Raw genomic sequence first — 15,776 nt, forward strand, 5'->3', positions numbered from 1 at the left:
CACCGACGACGGACGCAGCGGAAGCGCGCAGCTCCGTCGCTCAGCCGCCCGCAAAGGGTGGGAGGGCGTCTACGTCGCTCAGCCGCCCGCGAAGGGTGGGAGGGCGTCTACGTCGCTCAGCCGCCCGCGAAGGGTGGGAGGGCGTCTACCAGGGCGCCGTCGTCGAGGGGAGTGTCGAGGTCTGCGCGGTCGCCGTCGACCAGGAAACTGCAGATGCCGAGCACCCGGGCGAGCTCGGGGCGATCGGCCGAAACCGTGTCGACGAGCTCCTTCAGCGAACCCGCCTGCGCGGTCGCCGTGGACTCCCCCGCTGCAGCGCGCGCGGCGGCGAAGTACCTGATGGTCACTTCCGGCATGTGGGAGGAGCCTCACTAATCGGTTAAGTCTTCCGGTATTATGTCAGCTTGCTGTTCCAAACCAGTGTGTCTCGGGCCCCCGGCAATGACGCCGCTGGGGCCTGACGTGCATAAGGCCCGGATCACTCACCAGCGATCCGCCGACCAGCACAAGGAGACAGCGTGAGCACGTTGCTTCTGCTGACGAACGCGCTGCAGGCCTCCACCGAGGTGCTGCCCTCGCTCGCCCTGCTGCCCCACCAGATCCGGATCCTGCCGTCCGAGGTCGCCGCCCTCGTGGACGCGCCGGACGCGGACGCGGTCCTGCTGGACGCCCGCCGCGACCTGGTCACGGTCCGCGGCGTCTCCCGGCTGATCCGGACCACCGGCATCGACGTCCCGCTGTTCCTCGTCGTCACCGAAGGCGGTCTGACCGCGGTGAACGCCGACTGGGGCGCCGACGACGTCCTGCTCGACACGGCCGGCCCGGCCGAGATCGAGGCCCGGCTCCGGCTCGTCATCGGCCGCCTGGCCGCCGCGCGGAACGAGGACCCGGACACCTCGCTGATCCGCAGTGGTGACGTGGTGATCGACGAAGCTTCGTACACGGCGAAGCTGAACGGGCGCGCGCTCGACCTGACGTACAAGGAGTTCGAGCTGTTCAAATTCCTCGCGCAGCACCCCGGCCGGGTGTTCACCCGCGAGCAACTGCTCCAGGAGGTCTGGGGCTACGACTACTTCGGCGGCACCCGCACGGTCGACGTCCACGTCCGCCGGCTCCGCGCAAAGCTCGGCCCCGAACACGAATCCCTCATCGGCACCGTCCGCAACGTCGGCTACCGCTTCGTCATCCCACCCAGCACCCAACGCGAAACCGCCGACACCACCGTCTGAGCCGCCACCCTCCGACCGCCTTGCGCGGGCGTACCGACGGGCAGGAGGTACTGGGCCTGACGCCCGGCCGCCACGCTCACGGGAGGGGCGCCCAGCAGGCGTCACGGACGGACCTCCTGTCCGTCGGTGCACCCAGCGCTCGCCAGTACGTCGCCGGCGCTCGAAGCGGGCTGAAAATCCACCTTGGACCAAGGCGTGTTTTTGCTGCTACCGTGCGTATTCGGTCTTTTCACGGAAGGTGACCGATGGCGCACGTTGCTCCGACTTCGCACCGCCGCGCGACCCGCGCTTCACATCGCGGCGACCGCACCGCGGACGGGCCGATCCAGACCATGACCTGGCTCGGACTCACGTTCGCACTGATCTTCGGCCTGGTACTCATCGGCCGCGCCCACGTCGGCGTTCACGCGGCCGGGGTCACGCTGTTGGTCATGCTGGTCCCGCTGACCATCGCCGTGTTCGGCGCCGCCCTCCGCCGAGGCCTCGGCTCCGGCAAGGCGGCCCTCTCGACCGCTCTTGCTCTCGCCTTCGTCATCGTCAGGTTCCTGATGTAGCCACCGGATCAGCCCGAGACGCCACACGGCCGCCCGTCGCGCTCGGGATGGAGCGCGGCGGGCGGCCGGCGTACCGGCGTACGGTCAACAGACCCCGGCGGGTGAGCTCAGGAGATGCTGATGCGGTCGGTCGGGCCCGGGGTGTACGGGTCGTGGGCGGTGAGGTAGTTGGCGAACGCGTCGATGTCGAGACCGCCGAAGAACTTGTCCGTCGCGGTGGTGAAGGCCGGGAAGCCGTCGCCGCCGTCGGAGAGGAAGTTGTTCGTGACGATCCGGTACGTCGTGGCGTCGACCAGCGGCTGACCGGCGATCTTGATCGAGTCGGCGACCACCTTCGCACCCGGCGTCCCGGCCGGGTTGTAGGTGTAGGTGATGCCGGCGACCTGCAGCACCTTGTTCGACGCCTGGTTGAGGCCGGAGAACTGCTGCTCCAGCAGGGCCCTGATCTGCGTACCGGTCATGTCCATCGAGACCAGGTAGTTGTTGAACGGCTGCACGGTGAACGCGGCGCCGAAGGTGACCGCGCCTCCGGTCGAGGCGAGATCCGCCCGGATACCGCCCGGGTTCATGAACGCGACCACCGGTGTCTTGCCGTTCGTGACGGTGGACGGATCGGCCAGCTGAGCATCGGCGATCAGGTTGCCCAGCGGCGACTCCTGCGAGTCGTCCGGAGTCTTCACGACCGACGGCGTGGTGATGTGGCCGATCACCTTGGACTCGATCGGCGCGACCAGGGTCTGGTACTTCGTGATCAGCTTGGTCAGCCGCGGGTCCTTCGGCACGTCCTGGGTGACGATGTGGTTGTTGGCCATCGTGTTCAGCCGGTCCACGTCGTGGGTGGCGTTGTCGATGCTCAGCCGGATCTCGGTGACGATCTTGCCGAACGAGGACGCGCTGGTGACGAGCCGCGGCTTACCCGCCGGGTCGTTGATCGAGCAGTTGTACGACTGATGGGTGTGACCGGAGACGACCGCGTCGATCGCCGGGTCGAGGTTCTTGGCGATGTCGGTGATCGGGCCCGAGATGCCGGGGCAACTGTTGAACGCCTTCGGGTCGGACGGCAGGCCGCCTTCGTGGATCAGGACGACGATCGCCTCGATGCCCTGCTTCTTCAGCTTCGGCACCAGCGCGTTGGCGGTCTCGACCTCGTCCTTGAAGGCCAGCCCCTGAACGCCGGACTTGGTGACGATGTTCGGGGTGTTCTCCAGCGTCATGCCGATGAACGCGACCTTCTGGCCGTCGCGGAACTTCTTCACCGTGTACGGCGCGAACAGGGTCTTGCCGGTGTTCTCGTAGAACACGTTGGCCGACAGGTACTTGAAGTCCGCGCCCTCGAACTTGTGGTCCGGGCAGGAGTTCTGGTTGTTCTGGCCGTCGCCGTCGTTCAGGCAGCCACCCTTCTGCATCCGCAGAAGTTCCTTGTACCCCTCGTCGAACTCGTGGTTGCCGACCGAGGTCGCGTCCAGGCCCATCTCGTTCATCGCTTCGATGGTCGGCTCGTCGTGGAACGCGGCCGACAGCAGCGGCGAAGCTCCGATCAGGTCACCCGCGGCGACCGTGGCGGTCTCCTGCCCTTGCGCGCGGGCGGACCGGCGCAGCAGGTCCAGCTGGGTCGCCAGGTACTCCGCGCCGCCGGCGGGCGTGCCGTTCACGTTGCCACTCGAACTGGTGGCCGGGTTCGGTGCCAGGTTGCCGTGGAAGTCGTTGATCGCGAGCAGCTGGATCTGGGTGTGCGTCGGCTTGGGTCTCGCCGGCGCAGCCTGGGTCACGGTTCCCCCCGTGGCCAGCCCGAGCACCACAGCGGCACCGGCGGCCACCAGGCCGACGGCCCTCGGTCCACTCAGCCACTTCTTGTCTCGTCCTGTGAAGGCCATGTTTTCTCCGTCGTCGTTTCGATCACCGCTGGTGCGCGGTTCCGGGAAAATTACCCCGCGACGGCGTGCCCGGCCAATGTCTCGACGATGAACTCGACCGGACCTTTTACGGTATTGAGGTGACACTCGAAGCCGTACCTTCCCCCTTGCCCCCGGCCACCGCCGCAGCCGTCACCGAACTCGCTCGTTCGGCTGCTCACAGCGACGGCGTCAACCCGCTCTCCGAGCACACGCTGCTGCACCTGGACGGTGAGCATCCAGATGACGTTCACGTGCTCGCGTACGCCGGTGATCCCGGCGCGAGCGACCTCGCCGGCTACGCAGCCCTGGGACCCGATGGATCGGCCGAACTGGTGGTTTCCCCGCAGTACAGGCGTCAGGGCTTTGGTACTTCGCTGTTGCGGATGCTCCTCGATCACGGAGGTTCGCGGTTGCGGGTGTGGGCCCATGGGCGGCTTCCCGGTGCTGACGAATTGGCCGGTCGGCTGGGACTCGAGGTCGCGCGGGAGCTGTACTTCCTTCGCCGGCCGAGCGCTCCCGTACCGGCGGCGGTTTGGCCGACCGGGATTTCGGTGCGGACGTTCGTACCGGGTGAGGACGACGCGGCCTGGCTTGCGGTGAACTCGGCCGCCTTCGCGCATCACCCCGAGCAGGGCAGCTGGGACCAGTCCGATCTGAACGACCGGCTACAACAGCCGTGGTTCGACCCGGCCGGCTTCTTTCTCGCTGTGGACGACGCTTCGGGCGAGGTGGTCGGATTCCACTGGACGAAGGTGCACGAGGACGAGGGTGAGTCGCCGCACGGCGAGGTGTACGTCGTCGGCGTCGCGCCGGCGTACCAGGGGACGGGTCTCGGGAAGGCGCTGACGTTGGAAGGAATCCGCCATCTCCAGGAGGACCGCGGACTGGACTCGGTGGTGCTCTACGTGGATGGGACCAACACTGCCGCTCACGCTCTGTACACGAAACTCGGCTTCGAGACTGCGTCCCTGGACGTCCAGTTCGCGCCTGTGAACGGTCTCGCACCGGATTCGTCCCCTCACATCGCGTCATAACAGCCCGCGCCACCCGTCTCATCACCAGCCAGGAGCCGTCCGAGCCACTTACCCCCCAGCCGGGCGGCTCCTGGCCCTCCCCGAGTTATCCACAGCCTGCACCTTTTGCCATCTCCCCCGCACCCACTCCCAGTTACCATCGTGGTCGACTACGGAGAGGTGACAAGCGTGACTACCCGCAACAGGTCCACAACCCCCACCCGCCTAACCCTGGCCTGCCTAGCCACCCTCGCCCTAACCGCCTGCACCCCCAACTCCCCCAAAGCCGGCCAACCAGACGCAACTGCGCCCACCACGCCGAGCACGTCAACCTCCGCGCCGCCCTCCACGCCTCAGCCATCCGGTCCTCCCGATCGCCCTCAGGCAGCCGAAGGACTAACCCTCTCCGCCGCCGAAGCCTTCATCCGCTATTACAGCGACCTGATGAATTACGCATCTGACACTGGCGATAGCACCGCTCTGCTCAACGCAAGCGAGCCTGGCTGCGAGAACTGCAAGGCTTATGCGGATTTTGTGAAGAAATCGAGTGCCGCCAATGGCCTGCTGACCGGTGATTTCCACGAGCACCTCAAGGAGGTCTCCGAACTCGTCCGCGGTCCCAGCGGCCGCCTCGGTGGATCCGCCACCGTCACCGTTGGCAAATATGTCAGTCGTCAAACTCCCACAGCGCCTCCGTTCACGAGTAAGCCGAGAACCTACACCCGCGAACTGGCCCTATCGCCCCAGAGCGGCAGTTGGGTGATGTATGAGATGAAGCAAGTAGAGCAATGAGGTCGCTGAACTGCTGGGCACGACAGGCAGCGAGCCTGATTGGTGTAGCGGCACTTGGCTTCTGGTCGCTACCGGCGGTCGCGTCGAGTTCTGTAGACCATCAGACCGCCCCGCAGTGGGCGTCTACTCCGCGGCCTCCTGACATCACCGTCGACCCCACGAAGGACGGCGTCACCGTGAGGGGAAATGCCAAGGTCGACGGTCGACTCGGCGCGAGCCACCCGAAGTCCACGTCGAAGCACACGCCTGCCAAGCATGTCCCGACCGTGGTCGATGCGAAGAACCTGACGAAGCCGCTCAGACGAGACGATCTTCGGCTGAATCTGGGGATTTGTGGGCGGGTGGGGACTGATGGGACTGTGCCGGGGCCTACGCGGTGTCAGCCGTTTACGCCTGATCGGCCGGATGTGCCTCCGCCTCCGGGTGGGGTGGTGCGGCGGTTGCCTCGGCCGGAGGATGTTACGTGGGAGCAGATATTGGCGCAGTACAGAAATGTGTTGTTTCCGAAGTTGGGGGTGAAGGTCCAGCCGGTGGGGCGGACGCTGGTCAACTTGGATACTATTGTTTATACGGACGAGAGCAAGGTGTCCGTGAATACTGTGACGTTGCTGGGGTTTCCGGTGGTGGTTGAGGCTACGCCGGTGAGTTATACGTGGCATTTCGGGGACGGGGCGTCGGTGACGACGACTACGCCGGGGGAGGCGTATCCCGCCAAGGAGATCACGCACAAGTACATGAAGCGGGGCAACGTGAAGGTGACGTTGACTACCAATTACGCGGCGCGGTACAACGTCGCAGGTACAGGGTGGCAGTACGTCGATGGGACCGTGCCGATCGTCGGGCCGGCGACTGCGCTGCTCGTGCGTGAAGCGGTGCCTGTGTTGGTTGATCCGCAGCGCTGAAGGATCAGAAGAGGGCTTCGCGGAGGCGGGTTGCGATGCGGAGTTGGGCGGCTCGGGTTTCGCCGCCGAGGGCGAGGATGTTCGCGAAGCCGTGGATCATGCCGGGTTCGCAGATGTGGGTGACCTGGACGCCTGCATCCGCCAGGAGGGCGGCGTACTCGTTGCCTTCGTCGCGGAGGGGGTCGAAGCCGGCGGTGACGATGTGTGCCGGGGCTAGGCCCGAGAGGTCCTTGGTGAAGATCGGTGAGACGAGCGGGTTCGAGCGCACGGCCGGGTCCGGGGTGTAGTGCTCGCGGTACCAGATGATGTCTTCTTCGGTCAGGTAGAAGCCCTCGCCGAAGAGATCCCGGCTCGGGCGGCGGCCGACCATGTCGAGGGACGGGTAGAGCAGCAACTGGAGTGCCGGCGCCGGCAGGCCGCGTAGTACGCACTGCTGGGCGACGACGGCGGAAAGGTTGCCTCCGGCACTGTCTCCGCCGACCGCAACCAGAGCGGGGTCCGCGCCGAGATCTTCAGCGTGCTCGACGGCCCAGCTGAAGGCTGCGATGGCGTCCTCCGCCGCGACCGGCGCTTCCGCCTCGGGCGCGAGCCGGTAGTCCACCGCCAGCACTCTGATCGAGGCTTCCGCTGCGAGATCGCGGCAGTAGGCGTCGTGGCTGTCCAGGTCGCCGACGACCCAGCCGCCGCCGTGGAAGAAGACGAGCAGCCCGCGACCCGCAGTACGAGGTACGTAGAGGCGGGCGCCGAGTTGGCCGTCGGCGCCGCGGACGGTGAGTTCGGTCACGCGCTGTAGTTCGCGGGGGTGCCCGGCGACGAGTTTGGACATCGTCACCAGGCCCGAGCGGGCGTTCGCGACCGACCTGCGGCCCGACGGCAGCAGGTTTTCCAGGCGCATCAGGACCTGCAGATCCGGGTCGAGGACGTTGCCGTCGATCTGGATCGGGGCGCCGGCCAGGCGGTGCCGGAGTGCCTGGGGCAGTACGGTCACCGGCTTCAGGGCGTTGCCCTGCACCGTGCCCAGCGCGGTTCGCAGCAGGGTGTCCACTCGTCGGTTCACAAGGAGCGACGCTAGCAACAACTCCCGGCTCGCCGCCTGCGCAACCTCCTGTTCACCCGGAGATGCAATGCTGGACGACGTGGCTGGAGACTTGTTGGCGTCGCACAACCGGGAGTACGACGTCGAGCCCCCGTACGACATCGCGGAGGCCGGCGATCTGCCGCCGGACCGGTTCTCGGACCGGGAGCTGAGCTGGCTCGCGTTCAATCAGCGGGTGCTCGAACTGGCCGAGGACGAGCGCGTGCCGCTGCTCGAGCGGGCCAAGTTCCTGGCGATCTTCGCGAACAACCTAGACGAGTTCTACATGGTCCGGATCGCCGGTCTGAAGCGCCGGATCGCGGCCGGCGTCGCGGTCAGGGCCGCCAGCGGGCTGCTGCCGCGTGAGGTGCTCGACCGCAGCCTGACCCGGAGCCGGGAGCTGATGGATCGGCAGGCGGAGACCTGGCGGAAGATCGTGCAGCCGGCGCTGACCGAGCAGGGCATCGAGATCCTCCGCTGGGACGAGCTGGACACCGCCGAGCGGGAAGGGATGACGACGTTCTTCAAGGACCGGGTCTTCCCGGTGCTGACCCCGCTGGCCGTCGACCCGTCGCACCCGTTCCCCTACATCTCCGGCCTGTCGCTCAACCTGGCCGTCGTGGTCCGCAATCCCGACTCCGGTGGCGAGCACTTCGCCCGGGTGAAGGTGCCGCCGTTGCTGCCCCGGTTCGTCCGGGTGGCGGACGACCGGTTCGTGCCGCTCGAAGACGTCATCGCCGTCCACCTCGGCCAGTTGTTCCCCGGAATGGAGGTGACCCAGGTGCACACCTTCCGGGTCACCCGCAACGAGGACCTGGAGGTCGAGGAGGACGACGCCGAGAACCTGCTCGCCGCGATCGAGAAGGAGCTGCTGCGGCGCAAGTTCGGTCCGCCGGTCCGGCTCGAGGTCGAGGAGTCGATCGAACCGCAGGTGCTGGCGCTGCTGGTGTCCGAGCTCGGCGTGACCGACGCCGAGGTGTTCAAGCTCCCCGGTCCGCTGGATCTCCGCGGGTTGTTCGCCATCGCGGCGCTGGATCGGGCCGAGCTGAAGTATCCGGCCTTCGTACCGTCGACCCACCCGCACCTCGCCGAGGTGGAGACCTCCAACCCGGCCGACCTGTTCCACGCGCTCAAGCAACGCGACGTACTCGTGCACCATCCGTACGACTCGTTCTCCACGAGCGTGCAGCGGTTCATCGAGCAGGCCGCGGCCGACCCGCACGTGCTGGCGATCAAGCAGACGCTCTACCGCACGAGTGGTGACTCCCCGATCGTGGACGCGCTGATCGACGCCGCCGAGGCCGGTAAGCAGGTGCTGGTGCTGGTCGAGATCCAGGCGCGCTTCGACGAGCAGGCGAACATCAAGTGGGCCCGTCAGCTGGAGCATGCAGGCTGCCACGTCGTGTACGGCGTGATCGGGCTCAAGACGCACTGCAAGCTGTCGATGGTGGTCCGCGAGGAACCGGACGGCCTGCGCCGCTACGTCCACATCGGCACCGGCAACTACCACCCGAAGACCGCACGGCTCTATGAGGACCTCGGGCTGCTGACCAGCGACAGAGTGGTCACCGAAGACGTCGCGAACCTGTTCAACCACCTGTCCGGCTTCGGTCGCAGCAGCGGCTACCGGCGGCTCCTGGTCGCGCCACAGTCCGTACGCCGTGGTCTGCTCGAGCGGATCGAGCGAGAGGTCCAGCACCACCTCGCTGGTCGCCCGGCACGGGTCCGGATCAAGGTGAACAGCCTGGTCGACGAGGCCTTGTCGGATGCGCTGTACCGCGCATCGCAGGCCGGCGTACCGGTGGACCTGTGGCTCCGGGGCATCTGCACGATCCGGCCCGGCATCCCAGGCGTGTCCGACAACATCCGGGTCCGCAGCATCCTGGGCCGGTTCCTCGAGCACAGCCGGGTGTTCTGGTTCGAGAACGGCGGCGAGCCGGAGGTCTGGATCGGCTCGGCCGACCTGATGCACCGCAACCTGGACCGCCGGGTCGAGGTGCTCGTCCAGCTCAAGGAGGCCGACCACGTGACCGAACTGGGCGACCTGTTCGACATGGGCTTTGACGAAGGCACCGGGTCGTGGTGGCTGCAGCCCGACGACACCTGGCAGGCCCGGCTGACCGGTCCGGACGGCGAGCCGCTGCGCGATCTGCAAGAACGTCTGATCGCGACTCGGGGGCGCCGCCGTCTCCCGACCGATCCGACTCCGTAGGGTTGAGGCTGTGAGTACGGCGACAGTGATCGCCGCGGGCGGCGTGGTCTGGCGGGAGCACCGCGGCGAACGCCAGGTCCTGCTGGTGCATCGCCCCCGGTACGACGACTGGTCTCTCCCGAAGGGGAAGCTGGTCGCCGGCGAGCACGTGCTGGCGGCCGCGCGCCGCGAGATCGAGGAGGAGACCGGTCAGCGGGTGATCCTCGGCCCGCCGCTCGGCGTCCAGCGGTACGACGTCCGCAAGAACGGCGCGTCCGTGCCGAAGCTGGTGCACTACTGGTCCGCCCCGGTCGACGGCAAGTCGCGCGAGTTCACCCCGAACGACGAGGTCGACGAGCTCGACTGGCTCGGCGCCGACGAGGCCCGGGACCGACTCAGCTATCCCCGTGACGTCGACATCCTCGACCTGCTCGACTGCACCGCCGAGGTCACCTCCTCGCTGGTGGTGGTCCGCCATGCGGAGGCCGTGAAGCGCAAGGACTGGGACGGCAAGGACACCGACCGGCCGCTCACCGGGGACGGACAGGCGACGGCCGAGCGGCTGGTCGCAGTACTGGCTGCTCTTGGTGTCGACCGGGTGCTCAGTAGCGACGCGGAGCGGTGTGCGGCCACGGTCGCGCCGTACGCCGAGGCGATCGGTAAGAAGGTCAACCTGCATCCGGAGATCTCCGAGCGCGGCTACGAAGCCCATCCGAAGGCGATGCGCGGGCTGGGCGACAAGGCGTGGCGCAAGGGCAAGGTCACGGCGATCTGCTCGCATCGGCCGGTGCTGCCCGCGCTGGCCCGGGAGTTGGGACTTCCGGTCGGCAAGTACGCGCCGGGCGCTTTCGTGGTCGCCCACCGGCTGGCCGGCGGCGGGATCGTCCACGAACGGTTCGGCGCGCCCTGATCGGCTGCCGCCGGCAACAGCTGGTGACACCATGTTTACGTCAAGAGACTGTCTCCACGGGGCGGTGGCCGGAGTTACCCGAGAACCAGCGGGTATCTTCCTATCGAGGCTGCATTAGGGGCGCCCGACCGGCGCCGGCTCACGGAGAGGTTCGGGCGCACCATGACCAAGATGCGAGAACTCACCCTGATCGGGATCCGGATGGAATCGCCCAACCGGGCGCCTGTGATGATGCTGCGTGAGACCGAGGGCTACCGCTATCTACCGATCTCGATCGGTTCGGTCGAGGCGACCGCGATCGCGTACGAGGAGCAGGGCCTGCGCCCGTCCCGGCCGTTGACCCACGACCTGATGCGCGACCTGATCGAGGCCTTCGGCGTCCATATCGAGGCCGTCGAGATCGTCGAACTGCGCGACGCCGTCTTCTACGCCGAACTCGTGCTCGGCAACGGTGCCCGCGTCTCCGCTCGCCCCAGCGACTCCGTCGCCCTCGCCGTCAGACTCGGTACGCCGATCCGCTGCACCGAGCAGGTCCTGCTCGAAGCCGGCGTGGCCACCCCGGAAGAAGAGCAGGCCGAGCTGGAACGCTTCCGCCAGTTCCTCGACGGCGTCGCCCCGGAAGACTTCTCCAGCTGACCGCCGTACGCCGATCCGCCCCGCTCCCGTACGCCGGTACGCCGTACGCCGATGCGCGCGGGCCGGCCTCGGACCGTGACAAACGAGCGCTCGAAATCACTCAGAGTCACCGCTCTTAACTCAGTTCACCTGATGGCTGCCTGGTGGCATGCCGGACGTCGCGAAAGTTAGCTGAACCGTTCACCACTCGTTCATCCGCGACCGCCCGCCCGGTCACTTGGTCTCCCTACCTTTTGTGGAAGTTCACCAAGTCTGATTCCCGCAGAAGGGCAACACTCTCGTGTCCGTCAACCGCCTGCTCCGCGTCGGCACCGTCGCCGTGGCATCCCTCGGCGTCCTCGCTCTGAGCGCCTGTGGCAGTGACCCGGAGCCGTCCGGCTCCTCGAACCCGTCGAGCTCCGGCTCGACCTCCGCTTCCGGTGGCGACTGCCCCAAGGGCACGCTGAACGCCGAGGGCTCCACGGCGCAGAAGAACGCCATCGAGGAAGTCATCGCCAAGTACAACGAGAAGTGCGCCGACGTCACGGTGAACTACAACCCGACCGGTTCCGGTGCGGGCATCAAGCAGTTCAACGCGAGCCAGGTCGACTTCGCCGGTTCGGACTCCGCACTGAAGACCGTCGCCACCGACGGCGGTGAGACCGAGGCGGCCGCCGCGGCCAAGCGCTGCCAGGGCAGCCCGGCGCTGGACCTGCCGATGGTGATCGGCCCGATCACGATCGCCTACAACGTCGACGGCCTGGACAAGCTGGTCCTGGACGGCCCGACCGCCGCCAAGATCTTCCAGGGCACCATCAAGACCTGGAACGACCCGGCGATCGCGAAGCTGAACGCCGGCGCGAAGTTGCCGTCGGCACCGATCGCGGTCTTCTTCCGCTCGGACGAGTCCGGCACCACGGAGAACTTCGCCAAGTACCTGTCCGCCGCCGGCGCCGGCGCCTGGACCGGTAAGCCGGCCAAGAAGTGGACCGGCACGGGCGCCGGCAAGGAGAAGTCGGCCGGTGTGGCCGAGGGTGTCAAGAGCACCAAGAACTCCATCACGTACGTCGAGTGGTCCTACGCGATCGACAACAAGCTCGGCGTCGCGCAGATCGACACCGGCGCCGGACCGGTCGAGCTGACCGCCGACTCCGCCGGCAAGGCGCTGGCCGCCGCGAAGCCGGCCGGTACCGGTAGCGACCTCGCGCTGAAGCTGGACTACGCGACCAAGGCCCCGGGTGCCTACCCGATCATCCTGGTCACCTACGAGATCGCCTGCAGCAAGGGCCTGGCCGCCGAGAAGACCGCACTGGTGAAGAGCTTCCTGAGCTACTTCGCCAGCGCCGACGGCCAGGGCGCGCTGACCGACCTGCACTACGCGCCGCTCCCCGAGGAGCTGCGGACCAAGGTCGACGCGGCCATCCAGTCGATCAGCTGACCTGACTACCGCAGTACGTCGTGAGGCGAGCCTCGGCCGGTTTCCGCGGCCGGGGCTTCGCCTCGTAAGCCATCGACTCAGGCGCTTGGAGCAGCACCCATGAGTAGTACAGACGGCACGGCACCGCCCGACCGGCCGGCCGGCGAGCCACCCGCGACGAAACCCGACCTCGGGCCGGTCGGACACCTCGGCGACAGGCTGTTCGCCGGACTCGCCCGCGGATCCGGCGGGCTGGTGGTCCTGATCGTCGCCTTCGTCGGCATCTTCCTGCTGGCGCTGGCGATCCCGGCACTGGCCGACGACAAGAGCAGCTTCCTGTTCTCCCGGATCTGGGAGCCGGGCGGCGCGGACCCGAAGTTCGGTATCGCGGCCCTCTTCTACACGACGCTGATCAGTTCGGTGATCGCGATGGTGATCGCGGTCCCGATCGCGGTCGGCGTCGCCTTGTTCACCACGTACTACGCCCCGAAGCGGCTGGCCGCGCCTGTCGCCCACGCGGTCGACCTGCTGGCCGCTGTCCCCTCGATCATCTACGGCCTGTGGGGCATCCTCTTCTTCGCGCCGATCCTGCGCCCGGTGATCGACGGGCTCGCCGACGTGCTCGGCTGGATCCCGTTGTTCGAGAAGCCGGCCAGCGAGGACCTCGGCGTCGTGTTCACCGCGTCCGTCGTCCTGGCGATCATGATCCTGCCCGTCGTCACCGCGATCAGCCGGGAGATCTTCGCGCAGACCCCGGTCACGCATCGCGAGGGCGCGCTGGCTCTCGGCGCCACCCGCTGGGAGATGATCCGGATGGCGGTCCTGCCGTACGGGCGTTCCGGCGTGGTCAGCGCCTCGATGCTCGGTCTCGGCCGGGCGCTCGGCGAGACCATCGCCGTACTGATCATCCTGTCGGTGCCGAACGGCAACGACCCGTGGAACTCCTCGATCTTCGCCGGTGGAGAGACGTTCGCCTCGAAGATCGCCAACAACGCCGCCGAGTTCGACTCGCCGGAGAAGACCGGCGCGTACATCGCGGCCGGCCTGGTGCTGTTCGTGGTGACCTTCCTGGTCAACTCGGCCGCGCGGATCATCGTTGCCCGCAGTACGCCGGGAGGTAAGCGGCCACGCAAGGCGCGCCCGGCCAAGGCGCTTGAAGGAGCGACCCCGTGACCACGACCCTCGCGGCCAACCGGCCGGCGTACGACGGCAAGGCGCTCGACCTCACCGGGAAGTCCGGCGCGCGGGCGTTCCGGAACACCCTGGCGACGGTGCTGATCATCCTTTGTTTCCTGATCGCGCTGATCCCGCTGCTGTGGATCCTGTGGACCGTGGTGAGCAAGGGCTACCACCTGCTGCTGGACGCGAACTGGTGGAGCCAGTCCCAGCGCGGCATCACCGTACGACGAGTCGGCGGCGGCGCGTACCACGCGATCATGGGCACCCTGATCATGTCGCTGCTGTGCGCCCTGATCGCCGTACCGATCGCCGTGATGGGCGCTGTCTACCTGGTCGAGTACGGCAAGGGCACGAAGGCGGCCAAGGTCGTCAGCTTCATGATCGACATCCTCACCGGTGTGCCGTCGATCGTCGCCGCACTGTTCATCTACGCGGTCTGGATCACCGTGCTCGGCTTCAACCGGGTCGGGTTCGCGGTCTCGCTGGCCCTTGTCCTGCTGATGTTGCCGGTCGTACTGCGCTCCACCGAAGAGATGCTGAAGCTCGTCCCGGACGAGTTGCGCGAGGCGGCGTACGCGCTCGGCGTACCGAAGTGGAAGACGATCCTCAAGATCGTCGTACCGACGGCCTTCGGCGGCATCATCACCGGCGTGATGCTCGGCCTGGCCCGGGTGATGGGTGAGACCGCTCCGCTGCTGATCCTGGTCGGCTACTCCAAGAACATCAACACGAACCCGTTCGACGGCTTCATGGGCGCCCTGCCCACGATGATCAACCAGGACCGGACCGAACTGGCGTTGCAGCCGGCCGCGGACCGGGTCTGGGCGGCGGCACTCACGCTGATCCTGCTGGTCCTCCTGCTCAACATCCTGGCCCGCACCATCGCGCGGTTCAGCACCATCAAGTCCAAATAGTCGAGAGGCACTGAGTCGATATGGCGAAACGCATCGAGGTCAGCGGCCTCAACGTCTACTACGGCGACTTCAAGGCCGTCGAGGACGTGTCGATGACGATCGAACCCCGGTCCGTCACGGCCTTCATCGGCCCGTCCGGCTGCGGCAAGTCCACCTACCTGCGCACCCTGAACCGGATGCACGAAGTCATCCCCGGTGCCCGGGTCGAAGGCAAGGTCGTGCTCGACGACCAGGACCTGTACGCCCCGGGCATCGACCCGGTCGCCGTACGCCGGGTCGTCGGCATGGTCTTCCAGCGGCCGAACCCGTTCCCGACCATGTCGATCTTCGACAACGTCGCGTCCGGACTCCGGCTGAACGGGGTCAAGGACCGCAAGAAACTGGCTGAGGTGGTCGAGGCTTCGCTCAAGGGCGCGAACCTCTGGAACGAGGTCAAGGACCGGCTCGACAAGCCCGGTGCTGGTTTGTCCGGCGGTCAGCAGCAGCGGTTGTGCATCGCGCGAGCGATCGCGGTCGAGCCTGAGGTCATCTTGATGGACGAGCCCTGCTCGGCCCTCGACCCGATCTCCACCCTGGCGATCGAGGACCTGATCGAGAAGCTGAAGGACCGCTTCACCGTCGTCATCGTCACCCACAACATGCAGCAAGCAGCCCGCGTCTCCGACCAGACCGCCTTCTTCAACCTCGCCGCCACCGGCAAACCGGGCCGGCTGATCGAAATGGGCCCCACCAAACAAATCTTCTCCAACCCCAACGAAAAGGCCACCGAGGACTACATCACCGGCCGCTTCGGCTGAGTTCTTCGCTGGTACTACGGAGGAGCAGTCCCCACGCTGCTCCTCCGTCGTAGCTGTAAAACCGTCCGCTAGCCAGCGTCGCGCGTGGTGACCAAGGTGAGCAGTCTCCAGTGCTTCGATGCCTGCTCCCTCGGCTACTACGCGGCTCCGGGACAGCTGCCGCATTCGCCGTCAAACAAAGGATTGCTTGTCGAGTCGTTCAGAAGACGATGCCCACAGCAACACCAGGCTCCTGGCACCACACTGCCTTCGGTCTTCGTTGGCTGGTAACAAATCGTCCGTATGTACAAGTT

15 protein-coding genes are annotated in these 15,776 nt (G+C 67.1%); 12 read left to right on the forward strand and 3 right to left on the reverse strand.

Annotated features, from left to right (window positions below):
• Positions 1 to 116 precede the first annotated feature (116 nt).
• The gene (locus EV138_RS12395; protein ID WP_133978831.1) at positions 117 to 356 is read right to left on the reverse strand and encodes a MoaD/ThiS family protein; all 240 of its coding nucleotides are present in this window, start codon (positions 354 to 356) and stop codon (positions 117 to 119) included.
• A gap of 162 nt (positions 357 to 518) precedes the next feature.
• Between EV138_RS12395 and EV138_RS12400 the strand changes: the two genes are divergently transcribed.
• Both EV138_RS12400 and EV138_RS12405 read left to right on the forward strand, forming a co-directional pair.
• Positions 519 to 1,229, forward strand: coding sequence for an MtrA family response regulator transcription factor (locus EV138_RS12400; RefSeq protein WP_133978833.1), 711 nt, complete (start codon positions 519 to 521; stop codon positions 1,227 to 1,229).
• A gap of 245 nt (positions 1,230 to 1,474) precedes the next feature.
• Positions 1,475 to 1,783 (forward strand): hypothetical protein, encoded by a 309-nt coding sequence (locus tag EV138_RS12405; RefSeq protein WP_133978835.1) that lies wholly within the window; start codon positions 1,475 to 1,477, stop codon positions 1,781 to 1,783.
• Between the two features lie 107 nt (positions 1,784 to 1,890).
• Here EV138_RS12405 and EV138_RS12410 read toward each other — a convergent pair whose 3' ends face one another.
• Positions 1,891 to 3,657 carry a bifunctional metallophosphatase/5'-nucleotidase gene (locus EV138_RS12410; protein WP_133978837.1) on the reverse strand — a complete coding sequence of 589 codons (1,767 nt, stop codon included), beginning with the start codon at positions 3,655 to 3,657 and terminating at the stop codon, positions 1,891 to 1,893.
• A 119-nt stretch (positions 3,658 to 3,776) separates the two neighbouring features.
• On the opposite strand from EV138_RS12410, the gene mshD reads away from it, so the two are divergent.
• The 3 genes from mshD to EV138_RS37245 all read left to right on the forward strand — a co-directional run bounded on the left by mshD (position 3,777) and on the right by EV138_RS37245 (position 6,385).
• A complete protein-coding gene (gene mshD, locus EV138_RS12415) occupies positions 3,777 to 4,712 on the forward strand; it encodes a mycothiol synthase (RefSeq protein WP_133978839.1) in 936 nt (311 codons plus the stop codon).
• A 168-nt stretch (positions 4,713 to 4,880) separates the two neighbouring features.
• The gene (locus EV138_RS37960; protein ID WP_238158085.1) at positions 4,881 to 5,483 is read left to right on the forward strand and encodes a DUF6318 family protein; all 603 of its coding nucleotides are present in this window, start codon (positions 4,881 to 4,883) and stop codon (positions 5,481 to 5,483) included.
• Positions 5,484 to 5,959: 476 nt separating this feature from the next.
• Positions 5,960 to 6,385 (forward strand): PKD domain-containing protein, encoded by a 426-nt coding sequence (locus EV138_RS37245; protein WP_166678565.1) that lies wholly within the window; start codon positions 5,960 to 5,962, stop codon positions 6,383 to 6,385.
• Positions 6,386 to 6,389: 4 nt separating this feature from the next.
• On the opposite strand, the gene EV138_RS12430 is transcribed toward EV138_RS37245, so the two are convergent.
• Positions 6,390 to 7,442: an alpha/beta hydrolase gene (locus EV138_RS12430; protein ID WP_238158086.1), complete on the reverse strand. Its 1,053-nt coding sequence runs from the start codon at positions 7,440 to 7,442 to the stop codon at positions 6,390 to 6,392.
• A 67-nt stretch (positions 7,443 to 7,509) separates the two neighbouring features.
• Between EV138_RS12430 and EV138_RS12435 the strand changes: the two genes are divergently transcribed.
• The 7 genes from EV138_RS12435 (at position 7,510) to pstB (ending at position 15,483) form a co-directional block, all read left to right on the forward strand.
• Complete coding sequence (locus EV138_RS12435) at positions 7,510 to 9,672, forward strand: RNA degradosome polyphosphate kinase (protein ID WP_133978845.1); 2,163 nt, start codon at positions 7,510 to 7,512, stop codon at positions 9,670 to 9,672.
• A gap of 10 nt (positions 9,673 to 9,682) precedes the next feature.
• The gene (locus EV138_RS12440) at positions 9,683 to 10,561 is read left to right on the forward strand and encodes an NUDIX hydrolase (RefSeq protein WP_238158087.1); all 879 of its coding nucleotides are present in this window, start codon (positions 9,683 to 9,685) and stop codon (positions 10,559 to 10,561) included.
• 162 nt (positions 10,562 to 10,723) lie between these two features.
• A complete protein-coding gene (locus tag EV138_RS12445) occupies positions 10,724 to 11,197 on the forward strand; it encodes a bifunctional nuclease family protein (protein WP_112247778.1) in 474 nt (157 codons plus the stop codon).
• Between the two features lie 280 nt (positions 11,198 to 11,477).
• Positions 11,478 to 12,614, forward strand: coding sequence for a phosphate ABC transporter substrate-binding protein PstS (gene pstS / locus EV138_RS12450; protein WP_133978847.1), 1,137 nt, complete (start codon positions 11,478 to 11,480; stop codon positions 12,612 to 12,614).
• A gap of 99 nt (positions 12,615 to 12,713) precedes the next feature.
• On the forward strand, positions 12,714 to 13,766 hold the full coding sequence (gene pstC / locus EV138_RS12455) for a phosphate ABC transporter permease subunit PstC (protein WP_133978849.1): 1,053 nt from the start codon (positions 12,714 to 12,716) through the stop codon (positions 13,764 to 13,766).
• Entirely contained in the window at positions 13,763 to 14,686 is a 924-nt protein-coding gene (gene pstA, locus EV138_RS12460; RefSeq protein ID WP_133978851.1) for a phosphate ABC transporter permease PstA, read from the forward strand. The genes pstC and pstA overlap by 4 nt, the downstream gene beginning before the upstream one ends.
• 20 nt (positions 14,687 to 14,706) lie before the next feature.
• Positions 14,707 to 15,483: a phosphate ABC transporter ATP-binding protein PstB gene (gene pstB, locus EV138_RS12465; RefSeq protein WP_112247786.1), complete on the forward strand. Its 777-nt coding sequence runs from the start codon at positions 14,707 to 14,709 to the stop codon at positions 15,481 to 15,483.
• The last annotated feature ends 293 nt before the right edge of the window (positions 15,484 to 15,776 follow it).

Source organism: Kribbella voronezhensis, from assembly GCF_004365175.1.
Lineage (GTDB): Bacteria > Actinomycetota > Actinomycetes > Propionibacteriales > Kribbellaceae > Kribbella > Kribbella voronezhensis.

What these genes read in the sequence shown, in the direction of transcription:
- EV138_RS12395 (WP_133978831.1), bottom strand. Translation starts at nt 356, where the DNA reads ATGCCGGAAGTGACCATCAGGTACTTCGCCGCCGCGCGCGCTGCAGCG.
- EV138_RS12405 (WP_133978835.1), top strand. Translation starts at nt 1,475, where the DNA reads ATGGCGCACGTTGCTCCGACTTCGCACCGCCGCGCGACCCGCGCTTCA.
- EV138_RS12410 (WP_133978837.1), bottom strand. Translation starts at nt 3,657, where the DNA reads ATGGCCTTCACAGGACGAGACAAGAAGTGGCTGAGTGGACCGAGGGCC.
- EV138_RS12435 (WP_133978845.1), top strand. Translation starts at nt 7,510, where the DNA reads ATGCTGGACGACGTGGCTGGAGACTTGTTGGCGTCGCACAACCGGGAG.
- EV138_RS12445 (WP_112247778.1), top strand. Translation starts at nt 10,724, where the DNA reads ATGACCAAGATGCGAGAACTCACCCTGATCGGGATCCGGATGGAATCG.
- pstC (WP_133978849.1), top strand. Translation starts at nt 12,714, where the DNA reads ATGAGTAGTACAGACGGCACGGCACCGCCCGACCGGCCGGCCGGCGAG.
- pstB (WP_112247786.1), top strand. Translation starts at nt 14,707, where the DNA reads ATGGCGAAACGCATCGAGGTCAGCGGCCTCAACGTCTACTACGGCGAC.